This is a genomic window from Chromobacterium sp. INPA-IVC, assembly GCF_059047085.1.
In genome coordinates this window covers 345,457-360,539 of sequence record NZ_JBTNLS010000004.1, presented here as the reverse complement: position 1 = coordinate 360,539, position 15,083 = coordinate 345,457, and the positions used below count along the sequence as shown (strand labels likewise).

The 15,083-nt window shown below is 59.6% G+C and carries 17 protein-coding genes; 13 read left to right on the top strand and 4 right to left on the bottom strand.

Annotated features, from left to right (window positions below):
• The first annotated feature begins 57 nt into the window (after window positions 1-57).
• From ACX17K_RS09415 to ACX17K_RS09380, 8 genes are all read left to right on the top strand, one after another.
• Window positions 58-483 (top strand): flagellar protein FlaG, encoded by a 426-nt coding sequence (locus ACX17K_RS09415; RefSeq protein ID WP_493774577.1) that lies wholly within the window; start codon window positions 58-60, stop codon window positions 481-483.
• 37 nt (window positions 484-520) lie between these two features.
• The gene (fliD, locus tag ACX17K_RS09410) at window positions 521-1,891 is read left to right on the top strand and encodes a flagellar filament capping protein FliD (RefSeq protein WP_493774576.1); all 1,371 of its coding nucleotides are present in this window, start codon (window positions 521-523) and stop codon (window positions 1,889-1,891) included.
• A 73-nt stretch (window positions 1,892-1,964) separates the two neighbouring features.
• Complete coding sequence (gene fliS, locus ACX17K_RS09405; RefSeq protein ID WP_493774575.1) at window positions 1,965-2,384, top strand: flagellar export chaperone FliS; 420 nt, start codon at window positions 1,965-1,967, stop codon at window positions 2,382-2,384.
• Window positions 2,385-2,389: 5 nt separating this feature from the next.
• Window positions 2,390-2,725 carry a flagellar protein FliT gene (locus ACX17K_RS09400; protein WP_493774574.1) on the top strand — a complete coding sequence of 112 codons (336 nt, stop codon included), beginning with the start codon at window positions 2,390-2,392 and terminating at the stop codon, window positions 2,723-2,725.
• A gap of 97 nt (window positions 2,726-2,822) precedes the next feature.
• The gene (locus tag ACX17K_RS09395; protein WP_493774573.1) at window positions 2,823-3,176 is read left to right on the top strand and encodes a DUF2802 domain-containing protein; all 354 of its coding nucleotides are present in this window, start codon (window positions 2,823-2,825) and stop codon (window positions 3,174-3,176) included.
• Complete coding sequence (fliK, locus tag ACX17K_RS09390; RefSeq protein WP_493774572.1) at window positions 3,173-4,237, top strand: flagellar hook-length control protein FliK; 1,065 nt, start codon at window positions 3,173-3,175, stop codon at window positions 4,235-4,237. The genes ACX17K_RS09395 and fliK overlap by 4 nt, the downstream gene beginning before the upstream one ends.
• Window positions 4,221-4,556: an EscU/YscU/HrcU family type III secretion system export apparatus switch protein gene (locus ACX17K_RS09385; protein WP_493774571.1), complete on the top strand. Its 336-nt coding sequence runs from the start codon at window positions 4,221-4,223 to the stop codon at window positions 4,554-4,556. The genes fliK and ACX17K_RS09385 overlap by 17 nt, the downstream gene beginning before the upstream one ends.
• Before the next feature lie 69 nt (window positions 4,557-4,625).
• Window positions 4,626-5,492 (top strand): NAD(P)-dependent oxidoreductase, encoded by an 867-nt coding sequence (locus ACX17K_RS09380; RefSeq protein WP_493774570.1) that lies wholly within the window; start codon window positions 4,626-4,628, stop codon window positions 5,490-5,492.
• A 67-nt stretch (window positions 5,493-5,559) separates the two neighbouring features.
• Here ACX17K_RS09380 and ACX17K_RS09375 read toward each other — a convergent pair whose 3' ends face one another.
• Complete coding sequence (locus tag ACX17K_RS09375) at window positions 5,560-5,829, bottom strand: HU family DNA-binding protein (protein ID WP_021475323.1); 270 nt, start codon at window positions 5,827-5,829, stop codon at window positions 5,560-5,562.
• 232 nt (window positions 5,830-6,061) lie between these two features.
• On the opposite strand from ACX17K_RS09375, the gene ACX17K_RS09370 reads away from it, so the two are divergent.
• Complete coding sequence (locus ACX17K_RS09370) at window positions 6,062-6,331, top strand: DUF3761 domain-containing protein (RefSeq protein WP_493774569.1); 270 nt, start codon at window positions 6,062-6,064, stop codon at window positions 6,329-6,331.
• Between the two features lie 194 nt (window positions 6,332-6,525).
• Here ACX17K_RS09370 and ACX17K_RS09365 read toward each other — a convergent pair whose 3' ends face one another.
• Window positions 6,526-8,154 carry a methyl-accepting chemotaxis protein gene (locus ACX17K_RS09365; RefSeq protein ID WP_493774568.1) on the bottom strand — a complete coding sequence of 543 codons (1,629 nt, stop codon included), beginning with the start codon at window positions 8,152-8,154 and terminating at the stop codon, window positions 6,526-6,528.
• Window positions 8,155-8,897: 743 nt separating this feature from the next.
• On the opposite strand from ACX17K_RS09365, the gene ACX17K_RS09360 reads away from it, so the two are divergent.
• A complete protein-coding gene (locus ACX17K_RS09360) occupies window positions 8,898-10,475 on the top strand; it encodes a B12-binding domain-containing radical SAM protein (protein WP_493774567.1) in 1,578 nt (525 codons plus the stop codon).
• Window positions 10,476-10,666: 191 nt separating this feature from the next.
• Here ACX17K_RS09360 and ACX17K_RS09355 read toward each other — a convergent pair whose 3' ends face one another.
• Both ACX17K_RS09355 and ACX17K_RS09350 read right to left on the bottom strand, forming a co-directional pair.
• A complete protein-coding gene (locus ACX17K_RS09355; protein WP_493774566.1) occupies window positions 10,667-11,074 on the bottom strand; it encodes a hypothetical protein in 408 nt (135 codons plus the stop codon).
• Between the two features lie 416 nt (window positions 11,075-11,490).
• The gene (locus tag ACX17K_RS09350; RefSeq protein WP_493774565.1) at window positions 11,491-12,357 is read right to left on the bottom strand and encodes a YicC/YloC family endoribonuclease; all 867 of its coding nucleotides are present in this window, start codon (window positions 12,355-12,357) and stop codon (window positions 11,491-11,493) included.
• Between the two features lie 158 nt (window positions 12,358-12,515).
• Between ACX17K_RS09350 and ACX17K_RS09345 the strand changes: the two genes are divergently transcribed.
• Genes ACX17K_RS09345 through rph form a run of 3 tightly spaced genes read left to right on the top strand, consistent with a single transcriptional unit; the run spans window position 12,516 to window position 15,071 of the window.
• The gene (locus tag ACX17K_RS09345) at window positions 12,516-13,427 is read left to right on the top strand and encodes a serine/threonine protein kinase (protein ID WP_493774564.1); all 912 of its coding nucleotides are present in this window, start codon (window positions 12,516-12,518) and stop codon (window positions 13,425-13,427) included.
• On the top strand, window positions 13,424-14,302 hold the full coding sequence (locus tag ACX17K_RS09340) for a PP2C family protein-serine/threonine phosphatase (RefSeq protein ID WP_493774563.1): 879 nt from the start codon (window positions 13,424-13,426) through the stop codon (window positions 14,300-14,302). The genes ACX17K_RS09345 and ACX17K_RS09340 overlap by 4 nt, the downstream gene beginning before the upstream one ends.
• A 52-nt stretch (window positions 14,303-14,354) precedes the next feature.
• Window positions 14,355-15,071 carry a ribonuclease PH gene (gene rph / locus ACX17K_RS09335; protein ID WP_493774562.1) on the top strand — a complete coding sequence of 239 codons (717 nt, stop codon included), beginning with the start codon at window positions 14,355-14,357 and terminating at the stop codon, window positions 15,069-15,071.
• The last annotated feature ends 12 nt before the right edge of the window (window positions 15,072-15,083 follow it).

The following is a 15,083-nucleotide window of genomic DNA, read 5'->3' as shown; positions in this document are numbered from 1 at the left end:
AAAGCCAGTCACAGCTCCGGTTGGGCAGCCGGAGCTGTGGCCATGAGGAGCGTAATCATGCAAATCCCTTCCGTATTATCGCCAGCCGCGCCGACGACGGCCGCTCCGGTACCCCGTCAGCAATTGGTAGAGTTGAATCAGGCCTCATCCAACGACCAGAGCCAGCCTGTTCTGGCCGATACGACTCAAGCTGTTGCAGCGGCTGGGCAGAGCCAGCAGCAGCAGTCGACCGCCGATTCGCAGCAGAAGCAGCAGTCGTTGAGCAAGCAGTTGCAGGATTCCGTCAGCCAGCTCAACAACACGGCGGCGCTTTACAGCAGTTCCTTGCAGTTCTCCGTCGACAAAGACACCGGCGCTACCGTGGTGAAGGTGGTCGACAAGGAAAACAACAAGGTCATCCGTCAAATTCCGTCCGAAGAGGCGTTGCGCATCGCCAAGGCGATCGGCGACTTCAAGGGCCTATTGCTGAAGGACAAAGCCTGATCTTTTTGTCCCGATGCGGCGATAACATGGGGATAACATGACAGCCATTACCAGTTCCGTGGGCGCATTGGATGTACAGGGCATCGTCAGCCAGCTGATGATGATAGAAAGGCAGCCTCTGAACGCGAGTCAGAAGCGGGCCGACCAATACAACACCCAACTCAGTACGGTAGGCAAGCTAAGCTCCTCCCTGTCTGCATTGCAGACAGCGCTGTCCAGCTTGTCTTCCGGTCGTTTCCTGCAGGTTTTCAAGGCCTCGGTCAGCGATGCCTCGATGGGTGCCGTCACGGCGACCACCGGCGGCAGCGCCGGCACCTACCAGATCAAGGTCGACAATCTGGCCACCAGCCGGCAATTGGTGTTCGATCAATCAGGCGGCAACCCGATCACGGACTCCAAGGCCGCGGTCAGCGGCGCGCCGGACACGATTTCGTTCCAGATCAACGGCAAGACGCAGACCGTCAAGCTGAGGGACAATCCGGGCGACACCGTTTCATTGCAGACGATCAACGACAAGATCAATGCGGCCGGCATCGGCATCAACGCTACGGTCGTCCAGAACAAGGGCGAATATAAGCTGGTGCTGAACTCCGCCTCTTCCGGCACGGACAACGCGTTCAAGATCGTAGCCGGCACCGGCAGCAGCGACTCGAGCTCCACCACTGGCTCAACGCTGGCAGGGCTGTCGCAAAGCGCGGCTGCGGGAGCTGAGTCCCGCGCCGCGGGCGATGCCAAGCTGACGGTGAATGGCGTCGCGATCACGGCGGGCAGCAACAAGGTGTCCAGCGCAGTGCCCGGGGTCGAGATCGATCTATACAAAGCCGGCGAATTCACCGTTTCGATGTCGCCGGATAGCGCCGGGGTGGGCAAGAATTTGCAGTCTTTCGTCGACGCTTACAATCAGGTGGTCAGCGATGTGAAGGCGGCCCGCAGCGGAGCGATGAAAGGCAACGCGTCGGTATTGGATATACAGAGCCGGCTGCAGCAGGTGTTGAGCACGCCAGTGGCAGGCGTCGACCCGGTCAAGTCTTACGCTTTCCTGGCGCAAGTCGGCATTTCTCTGCAGAAGGACGGCACGCTGAAGCTGGACCAGACCGCATTCAACGATGCATTGCAGAAAGACAAGCAGGCGGTGACCAATCTGTTCGGCAATAGCGCCAATACCGGTTTCGCCCAGCGTTTCAACAACGAAATCAACAGCATGCTCGGACCGAGCGGCGTGATCGAGACCAGCAAGGCGACCATCAGGTCGAAAGTGAGCACCGAAACCCAGTTGCAGAGCTCATTGCAGTCTCGGTTGGATACCAAGCAATCGCAGCTGTTGCAGCAATACACGAATTTGAACAAGACTTTGGCGCAAATGCAGTCTGGCTCCAACAGCCTGTTCAATATGATTTCCAGCAAATAAGTTGAAATGGGCGGACGGGGTTTGCGGATCGTCCGCCCGCAATAGTTGAAGGTGACCCATGCTGAATTCTCGGATGCTCAAGCAGTTCAATCAGGCGTACGCCAACGACGCCTTGAAGACTGCAGTGTATGGGGCGAGTCCGGTCGGAATCGTTGTGATGCTGTACGAGGGCGCGATCAAGGCCCTGGCTTCAGCGGCTACGGCGATCGATGGCGGCCGTTTTGAGGAAAAGGCCCGGATGATCAGCAAGACGGTTGATATCCTGGAAGGCCTGCGCGTCGCGTTGGAATTGGACCAGGCTTCCGATGCCGCATCCAATCTGAACGACCTGTACCTGTATATGAAACTCAGGCTGGCAAAAGCCAGCCTGAAGAATGACAAAGAGATTCTTGCCGAGGTGAAAGGCCTGCTGGAAACCATTCTTCCCGCTTGGCAGCAAGTGGACCGAGGCGGCGCGGCGCAACAGCAGGCGGCAGGCCAGAGCGAAGGATGACGGCGATGGCGGGACCCAAGGCAAAGCGCGGCCTGCCGGCCTTGATCGATGAACTGGAGCCACTGAGCAGACAGATGCTGGAAGCAGCCTCCAAGCGCGATCATCCGAAGTTCACCGAGCTGCATGGCCGGAGCGAGTCCGGAGTGCAGCAGTTGCTGAAGCAGCTGGAGTCAGCGGAAGAGCGCGACCGTCTGAGCGAAGAGCAGCGCGAGACCCTGCGCAGAGTGCTGATCGTGCGTGAAGAAACCCAGCGGCAGCTGGCCACCTGGGCTGGCCAGGTCAAGAGCGAGTTGCGCACGCTGAGCCAGAGTTCCAAGCTTCGCCGCCAATACAAGGGATGAGCGCGGGCAGCATTCAAGCGCCTGGTTTTGGCTTGGGTTGCGCCGTATTTCGCCATACACTTAAGTCAGTGCGGATCTCATCCTGGGGGCAATTTCCATGTCCGGCGCCTTCTTCCCTTATCTGATGGTCTTGTTATGGCTCGCGCTGGCGGCAGCGGTCGTCTATTTGTACGGCCGGCTGCAGAGACTGGAAAGCAAGCGCGACAGCGTGACCTCCCTGTATCTGGATCAGTTGCAGCACCAGATCAGCGCCTTGCAGCGCGACGTTTCCCGGCTGCAATCGAGGGCGGAGCACCGCAACCAGGGCGATCCCGGATTGAGTCCGTATAATCAGGCGATAGAAATGATCCGCCAGGGCCTGACCGCTTCCGAAGTGGCTTCGCGTTGCGGCATCTCCCGCAGCGAGGCGGAATTGATCGTATCCCTTTACCGTAACAGCCCGACTTCATGATTCCATCGCTGCCCACCAACCTTCCCGTCAGCGCGCAGGGCTCATCGCCAACCGCCAATCAGCTGAGGACTTCGATAGACGGCTCGCGGCTGTTGGAGGCGCTCAGCCAGCCGTCCAAGCTGCCGTCGCTGATGGTGGGGGAACTGCTGACCGCCAAGGTGGCCGATCAACTGGGCAATAACCAGCTGGCGGTGCTGATCAAGAATGCGCTGTTCACGCTCAGCCTCCCGCAAGGGGCCAATCCTTCCGGCGATACCCTCAATCTGAAAGTGGTGTCGCTGCAGCCGTCGCTGACCTTCGCCTTGCTGGACAGCGGCAAGGATGGCGCCGCCGCCGCGCCGCAGGACGGTTCTGTCGCGGTGAAGCTCAGCCAGGCATCGCGTTATCTGACCGCGCTGCTGACGTCCTCGGCACCCGCTGCGGCGGACGAGTCGGGAACTTCCGCCCGTGCCGCCGGCAAGCCTTTGCAGCTGGATGTCGCCCAGCAGCCGCCGGCTCAGGTGGCCAAGCAGCTGCAGCAGGACGTCAAGCAGAGCGGCCTGTTCTACGAATCCCATCTGAAGGACTTCAGCAATGGCCAGCATCCGCTGGAGCAGTTGAAGATGGAGCCGCAGGCCAAGCTCAGCGTGCCATTGCACATCCTGGACGATGACCAGAAAAGCAGCCAGCTCAAGCCGCAGATGCAAGAGCTGGGCGGCTTGGTGCAACGCCAGCTGGATGGTCTGGAGAACCGGACGATGCAATTCCAGGGCCTGGCTTGGCCGGGGCAGCCGATGCAGCTGCAGATCGAGCAGGAAAAGACGGAAAACGAGCGGCAGGGCAGCGCGGAGGAAGAGATCCCGGTGTGGAACACCAGCCTGTCGCTGGAGCTGCCGGCCTTGGGCGGCATGGGCGTCCGGCTGAGGATGGTGGGACAGTCGGTGCAAGTGATGTTCAGCGCCGACGAAGGCGAAACCGGGCAGATGATACAGCGCCACGCGGCCCGTTTGCAGAGCGGCATGGCCGCCGCGGGTTTGAACCTGGCCAGCATGGTAGTCAAGCAGCATGAATCAGCAGAATGACGACAAACGCCGCTCGGCGGTAGCCTTATCCTATCGGGAGGGTCATCACTCGCCGCGGGTGGTGGCCAAGGGTTACGGGCAGATGGCCCAGCGCATCATCGATTGCGCGCAGGATGCCGGCGTGTTCGTCCACGACTCCCCGGAACTGGTGTCGCTGCTGATGCAAGTCGATCTGGACAAGCATATTCCTCCGGAGCTGTACCGCGCCGTCGCCGAAATCCTGGCTTTCATCTATTACCTGGAACGCCAGGCCGGGGCCAAGGATACGGCGTTCGAAGACTGGTCGGCCGGACGCCGCGAGCCCGCCGGCAATCCCTGAGCGCCTCTGGCGCCGCCATCGACAATCCCCTATCCTCGTCCGATCGCTGTTTTTTTATCGGAGAGCGGAATGCGCATCGGTTATATCGGTCTGGGCATCATGGGGCGTCCCTGCGTCCTCAATCTATTGAAGGCGGGTTTTGACGTCAGCGTGTGGGCGCGCAGGCGGCAGAGCGCGGACGACGTGCTGGCGGCCGGCGCAGTCTGGGCGGCCAGTCCGGTCGAACTGGCTGGCCAGGTGGATGTGTTGGTGACCAATGTCTCGGATACCGCCGATGTCGAGGCGGTGCTGCTGGGCGAGCAGGGAGCAGTTCATGGCGCACGGGCCGGTCTGGTGTGTGTGGACATGAGCACCATCGCGCCCAACGGCGCGCGCCGGATCGCGGCCGCGCTGTCGGACAAGGGCGTGGATTTTCTGGACTGTCCGGTATCCGGCGGCGAGGTCGGCGCGGTAAACGGCACGCTGACCATCATGGCCGGGGGCAAGGCCGAGGCGCTTGAGAAAGCGCGTCCAGCGCTGCAGGCGATGGGCCAGACCATCACTCACATCGGCGCCAGCGGCGCCGGCCAGGTGGCCAAGGCCTGCAACCAGATCGCGGTGGCGGTCGGCGTGGCCGCAGTCGCCGAGATCGTCAAGCTGGCGAAGGCCTGCGATGTCGATCCCGGCCCGGTGCGGGCGGCTCTGATGGGCGGTTTTGCCCAGAGCAGGGTGCTGGATGTCCATGGCCAGCGGATGATAGACGACAACTACGCGCCGGGCTTCAAGGCCAAACTGCACGCCAAGGACATGCATATCGTGATCGACACCGCCCGCGAACAGGGCATCAGCTTGCCGGCGGCGGAGCGCACGATGCAGCTGATCGACCAGTTGGTGGCGCAGGGCGACGGCGAGCTGGACTCTTCGGCCATCGCCAGATTGATCTGGCAGCAGAACTGACTTTCATGTTTGCACGCAAAAAGGGCCGCGATATCGCGGCCCTTTTCATATCCGGGTCATGCTCGCATCAGGCGATGCGGTCTTTCAGCTGCTTGCTGGCGACGAAGGAAACCTTGCGCTTGGCGGCGATCTGAATGGTTTCGCCGGTCTTCGGGTTGCGGCCGGTGCGGGCGGAGGTTTCCTTTACCTTGAACTTGCCGGCCACGATGCTGATCTCGCCGTTGCTGGCCAGGGTGTCCAGCAGCACTTCGTCGAAAGCGCCCAGAACGCGCAGCACGTCGGCTTTGGTCAGGCCGGACTTGTCGGAGAGAAGGGCAATCAGTTCGGCTTTGGTCATGGCGATGAATCTTTCAAGAGGAGTAAAACCTCATTTTCTGCGATTTTACGCTGCGAATAAAGGTAAAAAAGCAGAGCCGGTCTGTAAATGCCCGTCCCATATCCCTGATCGTGGCGCGGCTGCCGCAAGAAACAGAACGTTTCTATATGATTTTCCATGGATTATCATGCTCGAGATAGTTTGATGAAGTCTTGAATGCCGTGTTCGCGGCATCGAATCTCAAGGAGCGTGAATGTTGGCAGCAGCGAGAATCGCCGTGTTGGCGGCGGTATTGGCATTGTCCTGGCAGCCGGCCATGGCCAAACGGGTGGCGGGCGCCAGCAACCTGGTGACGGAGGACAGCTATGTCAATCGGGATGGCGTGCAGGTGCATAAACCCGTTCACGCCAAGAGCAAACCGGCCAACGCGACCGCCCGTTGCCGCGATGGCAGTTACAGCTTCAGCCTCCATCACCGCGGCACCTGCTCCGGACATCGCGGCGTGGCTCAGTGGTATCGGTGATGGAGGACGGCTGAGCCCGTCCGCTATTGAATATCTCCCGTTCCTCATGCCTGGCTGGGCATTGATGTTGCCGTTGGGCGCCGGTAGGCCCGCTCATGAACTGGGCGGGGCTTGATCGCTGGCCCGATCCGGCGCCGGCGCGAGACCGCCCGGCAATGGCTGGCTGAGCGAGCGCCGCTTGCCGGAGGCGGCAGTCACAGCCTGAAGCGGGCGGTGACATGCTGCAGGCTTTGCGACAAGGCGTTGAGCTCGTTGGAGGTGGTGGCGAGCTCCTCCACCGTGGCGCTGTTCTGCTCGGCCATCTGCGACACCTGCTCCATGTTTTGCGCCAGCGTCAGGCTGGCCGCCCGTTGCTCGGCCAGGCTGGATGTGATGCTGGCGATGGTGCCGACGATGGAGTGGGTGCTGCTTTCGATTTCCTGCATCGAGCTGCTGGCCTCGCTGGCGCTTCCCGATACCGCCTCCACGCTGGTCAGGCTGCCGGCCATGCTGTCCACCACCCGATGGGCGTTCTGCTGGATCGCGCCTATCATCTGGGTGATCTCCTGAGCCGAACTGGTGGTGCGCTCGGCCAGCTTCCGGACTTCGTCCGCCACCACGGCGAAGCCCCGGCCCATTTCGCCGGCGCGGGCCGCCTCGATCGCCGCGTTCAGCGCAAGAAGATTGGTCTGGTCGGCGACGTCGCGGATCACGGTGACGATATTGCCGATGCGCTGCACTTCATCGGTCAGCGCCCTCATCTGTTCCGAGGTGCTGGATACGGATTGGGTCACGGTGCCGATCTGGCCCACCGAGGCCTGCACATTGTGGCCGCCGCGGCTGGCCAGCTCCCCGGCGGTACGGGCCTGGCCGGAGGCCTGGTCGGCGTTGTCGGCGACGTGGTTGATGCTGACAGTCAATTGTTCGATGGTCGCGGCGGCGGAGGTGGTGGCTTCGGATTGGCGCTGCGCGCCGCCGGCCACCTCTTCCGACATGCTGGCCAGCTCGCGCGCGGCATTGGATACGTTGTGCGCGTTTTGCTGGATGCTGGACACAACCTCGCGCAAACCCTTGCGCATGTCCTGAATGTCGCGGGCGATGGTGATCGCTTCGTCGCGTGCGTCGGGCAGCGGTTCGTCGGTGCCGGACAGGTCTCCCTGCTTGATCTGCTGCACCAACTGCGCCGACCGGTGCAGCGGCGTGGTGATCAACCGGGAGATGAACCATGCGGCCATCGCGCCCAGCGCCAGCGCCAGCAGCGCCACGGTGGCCATCAGGTTGCGCGCCTGGGCATAGCTGTCCTGGCCATCCTGAACCGCCTGCTGCATCCGTTCCTCTTGGTATTGAGCCAGCTCCCGCAGGGCCGCCATGAAGGCATTGTTGGCCGGCGCGAAGTGCTGTTTCAGGAAAACATAGGCTTCGCCGTTTTTATTCGAGCGGGCCAATTGATACAAAGGCGCGTATTGCTGGCCCAGCACGGCGCGCGCCTGCTTTACTTTCTCCATCAGCTCACGGCCCTTCGGCGTCACCACGACCTTGTCCAGATTGCCCAGGTTTTCCGTATTTTTCGCGCGCAGGCTTTCCACCTGGGCGATCTCCGATTCGATCGTTTGCGGCTCGGTGGTGATGATGGCGTTGCGCACGCTGCGGCCGATATCCAGGGTAGTGATCGTGATGCGATCGATCAGCATCACTTTGGGGTAGCGATTCTCGATGATGTCCCGTGACTTCTGCTGTATGCCGTCCATTTTGAATATCGCCACGATCACCACGGCCAACAGCATCATCAGCACTGAACCAAAGCCAAAGAAGAGCTTCTGCCGGACTGTCAGTTGATAAAGCATCGTCCTTCTCCATGGTTTATTCATCTACATGAGGATGTAAAAAGCCATTTTCATATTAGGCGCTGGATGCCAGGACAACAGGTTTCCGGCATCGGCGGTTCCTGAGCGAACCCAAGAGCCTGGTCAGGCGGCGGCGGGCATTTGGTCTAGAACGAAGGGATCCATCACGGCTGTTTGGCCGTGAAGGCGGCATGCCGACGTGCGGTTTCTCTCCCTTGGAGAATGCGTAGGGGTTGTTCGAGCGGGGCGGATGGCGTGCCTGGCCTGCGAAATGCGACTTGGCTTTGGCTTCGGATGCCGCCCGTGATCGCCCCAGGGCGAGACCTTGTTGTCGTGTGGTAGGAGAAGCTTGAGATTGCTGGTTTGCCGCCGATATCCTGTAGGAAGCGTTGCCAGAATGCGAGCGTGTTCCTCGCCATGTGGCGCGCGGTGGTTCGCTCCCGTTTGCGCAGTTGCGGGTCTCCCGGCAGCCGTTGATCCGGATCGTACTTTTGCGGAGATTGGGCGTAATATCCGCCAAATCATGGTGGTGTTGTAATAGGGCAATAAATGTGACATATGAAGGGCGTTGGCGACAGTGCCGATGCCTAATATCGATGCAATCCTCTCATTGCAAGTTAGCGAGGTCAGTAATGTCTTCCAAGTGTTTATTGATTATCCCGCCTAACATCACCTTCGAGGCGTTTGTCAATCCATCCGCAAACAGTAAATACTGGATGCACAAGAATGGACGAAAATATGGAGTGTTGATCACCGATGTTCCTCTCGGTGTTTTGACGATTAGCGCCTGGTTGAAAGATCGATGCAATGCTGAGGTCCAGGTTGTAGATTTCAATACGGAAATACATAAAACATGGGATAGCCCGGAGGCAACCTCGTTCCATGACTGGTTTGAAGAGGTTTTCCTGTCTATTAAACAATCTGGATTCGAGCCGGATTTGATAGGATTTTCATCCCTCTTTATTACCGGGTATGACAATCTTTTGGCATTGGCTGGGGTCGCCAAAAAGATTTTTCCTGATGCATTCAGAATCTGTGGTGGTAATTTGCCAACTACCATGTATCGAGAGCTTTTCTCCGATAGCCCGGATGCATTTGATGCGCTTTGCTTTGGCGAAGGCGAGCTGCCTATCACAGAGTTAATGGCGGCGGAAAATAAGGCTGATTACTGCAATGGCTCGGCTCAATGGATCACCAAAGAGAATCTGAAGCAGGGCGCGATGTATCAGCATAATTTTATTTCGAATCTGGATGAGATTCCGGATTTGGATTATGACTGCATTGACTTGAAGGATTATCACCTCAATCCAACCATCAAGGCATATACATCGATTGGCGATCGAACAAATTATATTACATATATGGGGAGCCGGGGCTGTCCGTTTCATTGCACATTCTGCGCCGCGCATACAGTGCATGGGCGGAAAATGCGAAGCTTCACGATTGAGCGAATAGAGCGCGAGCTGTTTGATCTGTGCGAAAAGTATGCTCCCAATACGCTGGTTATCGAAGATGACATGTTCCTTTGGGACAAAGAATGGGCTGCCAGTGTTTTGAAAATCGCGCAGAGGCTGAATCTGACCTGCTTCTTCCCGAATGCGCTCGCATTGTATGCGCTGGACAGGCCGATGTTGGAGGAGTTGCATCGAACCGGTGTCAGGCAGCTGACGCTTGCGGTGGAGTCTGGCAGTGCCAGGGTGTTGAAGGAGGTGATGAGAAAGCCTTTGAAGCTGTCGATCACCAATCGGGTTGTTGAGGATTGCCGGGATCTGGGAATTTACACCGATTGCAACATCATCATCGGCATGCCTGGCGAAACATTGAATGACATCAACGATACCCGGGAGTTCCTGCGTTCTCTTGACGCGAATTGGTATCGGATAAACGTTGCAACGCCATTGGCGGGCAGCGAGATGTATATTAATGCAGTCAAAAATGGGCAGATAAAAGGCGATATACGCATGGCAGGCTATAAGCGATGCGTAGTTGAAACCAAGGACTTTACGCCTGCGCAAATTGAGTCGATTGCTTATGACATCAATTTGGAAATGAATTTTCTAAGAAACTCTGATATCAAGTACGGAAATTATGAGCGCGCACTGGAGACATTCGAGAATGTCTTGTTGTTGCGTAATGACCATGCTCTAGCGATGTATAAGATCATTGAGTGCAAGAGATTGATGGGCGTTGAGCCGATTGATGAGGAACTGTGGGCCCGGTTGGAGGATATGGTGCAAGCGGCTCCTTTCTGGAGCAAATATTTTCAGGACCATGCCTTGGTATTCCAGGATTGGACTGAGGCCGAGTTGAAAACAGGGTAGCGCGCGATATATCCACGCGAGCCAAGAGCCGTCCTTTCAACAGAGAGGGCGGCTCTTGGCGTTTAGAGGCCTTGGCGTAGGCCATGCATTCATCGCGCTCGTTAAGGGATGACAAGCGGCGGCATGCGGTTTGGGCGGTACGAAATGAAAAAAGCCCACGGTTCGTGGGCTGATGGGAACAGGCATAAGCCTCAGGCGGAGGTATCGAGCTGGGAGCCGATGGTGCCAAGGACATTGGTGGACGAATTGCCGGAGCTGCCTGCGCCGCCCTGCGATTGTCCGCCGCCATGATGATGGTGATGGCCTGCATGCTGGCTTTGCATGGCTTGAAATGCTTGCTGCGCGTCTTGCAGATTGCCGCTTTGCAGCGCCTGGCCCAATTGCGCGAACGGATTGTTCTGGTCGGACGAGGAGGTGCTGCCCTGGGGAGCGTTGGCGGTCAGGCTGGCATAGGCGCTTTGCGCTTGGCTGAGGTTGCCGGATTGCAGGGCGGAAGCCAGCTGTTGGAAGTTTTGCTGCTTCTGTTGCCAGTTGGCGGAGCCGGCGCCGCTTTGGGTTGGCCAGCTGGGAGCGTTGTTGCCGAAGCTGCTGATGCTCATGATGATTCCTTTCCAGATGCTTGGGCGCTTGCCCGATATCCATCGATTTCCACTGCTTGGGGCGCAAACCGTTCCAGCGTCTTTATCTCTGCGAAGGTAAGGTTTTCGTCCAATTGCATCACGGCTTGAACAGCTTATCGGCGTGCTTGGTCGCGGCTGAAGTCACAAACTTTACCGGCGTTGTTAAGGTTTGTTTGGATAATTTTATGTCATATGTTAAAAATGAAAGCCAAGCCGCCATGGGAAAGAGTGTGACGCAGCTTGATGCGGCCGGCATTTATCCACAGTCGGTCCCGTAGAGGGCAAACTATCCACAACTCTTGGCCGCAGGCTCGAGTCGGTCAGCGGAAAAAGAAAAAGCCCTGCATAACAGGGCTTTGTGGATTTTTTGACACGTGGTGACGCGTCGTGAAATCTTACTCGATGTTTTGGATCTGCTCGCGCATCTGTTCGATCAGCACTTTCAGCTCCACCGAGGCCTGGGTGGTGTCGGTGGAGACCGACTTGGAGCCCAGCGTGTTGGCCTCGCGGTTCAGTTCCTGCATCAGGAAATCCAGCCGCTTGCCGGACTGGCCGCCAGACTTGAGGATGCGGCGCACTTCGGAAAGATGGGTGGTCAGGCGCGACAACTCTTCGTCCACGTCTATCTTCTGCGCGAACAGCGCGAATTCCTGTTTCAGCCGGTCTTCGTCCACGCTGCCCAGGGCTTCCTGCAGGCGGCCGGACAGCTTGGCCATGTAATTCTCCAGGATTTGCGGCAGCTTGGGCTTGATGGCGGCGACGATGGCGTCCATCGCTTCGATGCGCTCGATCAGCACCGCCTTCAGCTTCTCGCCTTCGCGGCCGCGCGAGGCGTTGAAGTCTGCCAGCGCGGTTTGCAGCGCGTCCAGGCAAAGCTGGTGCAGGACTTCCGGCGCCAGCTCATTGCTTTTCAGCACGCCGGGCCAGCGCATCAGTTCGCCGACCGACAGGCCCTTGTTGTCGCCGTTCTGTTTTTGCACTTCGCGCGAGACTTCCAGCAGGCGGTTGAGGAAGGCCTGGTTCAGTTCCAGCGTAGGCGCCGCGCTGTCCACCTGGTTGATGCCGACGCGGCATTCCAGCTTGCCGCGGGTGACGCGGGCGGCAATCTGTTCGCGCAACTGCGGTTCGATGATCCGCAGCTCCTCCGGCAGGCGCATCTGGATGTCCAGGTAGCGGTGATTGACGGCGCGGATTTCCAGGCTCAACATCCCGCCAGGGAATTCCCGTGTGGCGGCGGCGAAGCCAGTCATGCTCAATATCATGCGGAGCTCCTGTATCGGTATTTTCGAATGCTGGGCCCGAATTGCTTTGCTAAGCTCAATTCAGGGCCAGTGGACACTATAACAACTGCCATTCGATGACTCAATCCAGCAAGCAGACTCCGCTTCCGGCAGGCTATCGGCTTGCCGAGTATACGATTGTGCGCCAACTGTCGGTGGGTGGCTTCAGCGTCGTTTACCTGGCCTTGGATGATGACGACCGCAAGTTCGCCATCAAGGAATATCTGCCCCGCAATCTGGCGGAGCGCAAACAGGATCGCGCGATAACGGTGCCGCACGAACTGGATCGCGATGCCTTCAATTTGGGGCTGAAATGCTTTTTTGAGGAGGGCCGGGTGCTGTCTGGCATTTCCCACCCGGCGGTGGTGAGGGTGAGCAACTTCTTCCGGGCCAATCAGACGGTCTACATGGTGATGGAGTACGCCGATGGTCGTTCGCTCGGGCGGGAGCTGGAGCTGGTTGGCGGACGGATGGAGGAGAGGCTGATCCGCAAGTGGTTCGCGGCGCTGCTGTCCGGCTTGCGGGAGGTGCATAGCCAGCGGCTGCTGCACCTGGACATCAAGCCGGCCAATATCTATCTGCGGCGCAGCGGCGTGCCGCTGCTGCTGGATTTCGGCGCCTCGCGGCAAACGCTGTCGCGCCGGGACAAGCATTTCGCCGCGATGTACACGCCTGGTTTCGCCGCGCCGGAGCAATACGAGAAAGACCAGCCCCTGGGGCCGTGGACCGATATTTACGGAATCGGCGCCTGTCTGTACGTCTGCATGGGCGGCGAGACGCCTCAGGCCGCCAAGGAGCGGCGCGAACAGGATTTGCTGGCGCCGGCCAGCCAGGCTTTCCGTTATCTGTATTCGCGCGAGCTGACGGCCTTGTGCGATCGATGCCTGGCTTTGGAGCCGAACCAGCGGCCGGCGTCGGTGTTGGAGATTCAGAAGATCCTGCAGCAGGCGGAGTACAGCCCGCCTGAGCGTCCGTCCGCGGGAGAGGGCAATCGTCTGGTCGGCTGGATAAAGGGCCTGGCCGGCGGCCGGCATAGAGAGGGGCAGGGATGAAGCTTTCTATTTTTCAGGAAAGCCGGGTAGGGGGGCGCAGCTACAATCAGGACCGATTGGCCATTGCGCATACTCAGGATACGGTAATGCTGGTGATGGCCGACGGCATGGGCGGCCATATGCGCGGCGAAGTGGCCGCGCAGATCACGGTGGACCTGTTGTGCGAGCTGTTCTACCAGCAGGCGGCGCCGTTGCTCAGCCATCCCAATCGTTTTCTGGTGAACGCCATCAGCTCGGTGCATCAGGTGATTCTGGAATACGCGACGGACCACCGGTTGCCCGACGTGCCCAGCACCACGGTGGTGGTGGCCATCTTGCAGCGCGGCCATTTGTATTGGTGCCATGTCGGCGATTCCCGGCTGTATCTGCTGGACGGCGGCGGTCTGCGCCTGCGCTCGCGCGACCATTCCCAAGTGCAGCGGCTGATCGATCAGGGCCTGCTGACCGAGGAGGCCGCCAAAACCCATCCCGAGCGCAACAAGATCTACAACTGCCTGGGCGCGTCGAGCGAGCCGGACATCGATATCGGCGAGCGGCAGGATATCGGACCCGGCTGTTCCATCATGCTTTGTACCGACGGCTTGTGGTCGCAGGTGCAGGATGCGGAGCTGGAAAAGGTGTTCGCCGGCCGCAGCGTCAACCAGGTGATGCCGGCGTTGATCAATGTGGCCGAGCGGCGCGCAGGCAATGGCGGCGACAATTTGTCGGCGGTGGCGGTGACGCTGCTGGAGGACGACTTGGCGCTGGGCGAGCGCGACGACGTTTTGGACACGGAAAAGACGCCGCCGCAGAAGGCGGACAGGCTGATCGTGGAATCCAATCTGGCGACCATGCACCAGGAAATACTGGCCAGCCAGGTGGGCAAGGACAGCTGAGCGCGCGCGGCTGTTATAATCGCCACCGATATTTCTTCCTCCAAAGGCCATCATGCGACCTTCCGAACGTAGTGCCGACGCGATGCGCGTCGTGCGTCTGACCCGCTCCTACACCAAGCATGCCGAAGGTTCGGTGCTGGTGGAGTTCGGCGATACCAAGGTGATCTGCACCGCCAGCGTCGAGGAAACGGTGCCGTCTTTTCTCAAGGGCAAGGGACAGGGCTGGGTGACCGCCGAGTACGGCATGCTGCCGCGCTCCACCGGCAGCCGGATGCGCCGCGAGTCCGCCGCCGGCAAGCAATCCGGCCGCACCCAGGAAATCCAGCGCCTGATCGGCCGCTCGCTGCGCGCGGTGACGGATCTGGCCAAGCTGGGAGAGCGCCAGATCGTCATCGACTGCGACGTGATCCAGGCTGATGGCGGCACCCGCACCGCCAGCATCACCGGCGCCTATGTGGCGCTGGCCGACGCGATCCAGGGCCTGATAGACGCCGGCAAGCTGAGCGCCAACCCGTTGCGCGACCAGGTGGCGGCGGTATCGGTCGGCGTCTACCGGGGACAGCCGGTGCTGGATCTGGATTATCTGGAAGATTCGGATTGCGAGACCGACATGAACGTGGTGATGACCGGCAGTGGCCGCTTCGTCGAAGTGCAGGGCACCGCCGAGGGCGAGCCGTTCAGCGAGGAGGAGATGGCGGCGATGCTGGCGCTGGCGCGCAATGGCATTACCGAGCTGCTGGAGCATCAGCGTCAGGCGCTGAGCGCTTGATACCCATTGCCT

Coding starts and splice junctions, on each gene's coding strand:
- ACX17K_RS09415 (WP_493774577.1), top strand. CDS start 58: ATGCAAATCCCTTCCGTATTATCGCCAGCCGCGCCGACGACGGCCGCT.
- fliD (WP_493774576.1), top strand. CDS start 521: ATGACAGCCATTACCAGTTCCGTGGGCGCATTGGATGTACAGGGCATC.
- fliS (WP_493774575.1), top strand. CDS start 1,965: ATGCTCAAGCAGTTCAATCAGGCGTACGCCAACGACGCCTTGAAGACT.
- ACX17K_RS09400 (WP_493774574.1), top strand. CDS start 2,390: ATGGCGGGACCCAAGGCAAAGCGCGGCCTGCCGGCCTTGATCGATGAA.
- ACX17K_RS09395 (WP_493774573.1), top strand. CDS start 2,823: ATGTCCGGCGCCTTCTTCCCTTATCTGATGGTCTTGTTATGGCTCGCG.
- fliK (WP_493774572.1), top strand. CDS start 3,173: ATGATTCCATCGCTGCCCACCAACCTTCCCGTCAGCGCGCAGGGCTCA.
- ACX17K_RS09385 (WP_493774571.1), top strand. CDS start 4,221: ATGAATCAGCAGAATGACGACAAACGCCGCTCGGCGGTAGCCTTATCC.
- ACX17K_RS09380 (WP_493774570.1), top strand. CDS start 4,626: ATGCGCATCGGTTATATCGGTCTGGGCATCATGGGGCGTCCCTGCGTC.
- ACX17K_RS09375 (WP_021475323.1), bottom strand. CDS start 5,829: ATGACCAAAGCCGAACTGATTGCCCTTCTCTCCGACAAGTCCGGCCTG.
- ACX17K_RS09370 (WP_493774569.1), top strand. CDS start 6,062: ATGTTGGCAGCAGCGAGAATCGCCGTGTTGGCGGCGGTATTGGCATTG.
- ACX17K_RS09365 (WP_493774568.1), bottom strand. CDS start 8,154: ATGCTTTATCAACTGACAGTCCGGCAGAAGCTCTTCTTTGGCTTTGGT.
- ACX17K_RS09355 (WP_493774566.1), bottom strand. CDS start 11,074: ATGAGCATCAGCAGCTTCGGCAACAACGCTCCCAGCTGGCCAACCCAA.
- ACX17K_RS09350 (WP_493774565.1), bottom strand. CDS start 12,357: ATGATATTGAGCATGACTGGCTTCGCCGCCGCCACACGGGAATTCCCT.
- ACX17K_RS09340 (WP_493774563.1), top strand. CDS start 13,424: ATGAAGCTTTCTATTTTTCAGGAAAGCCGGGTAGGGGGGCGCAGCTAC.
- rph (WP_493774562.1), top strand. CDS start 14,355: ATGCGACCTTCCGAACGTAGTGCCGACGCGATGCGCGTCGTGCGTCTG.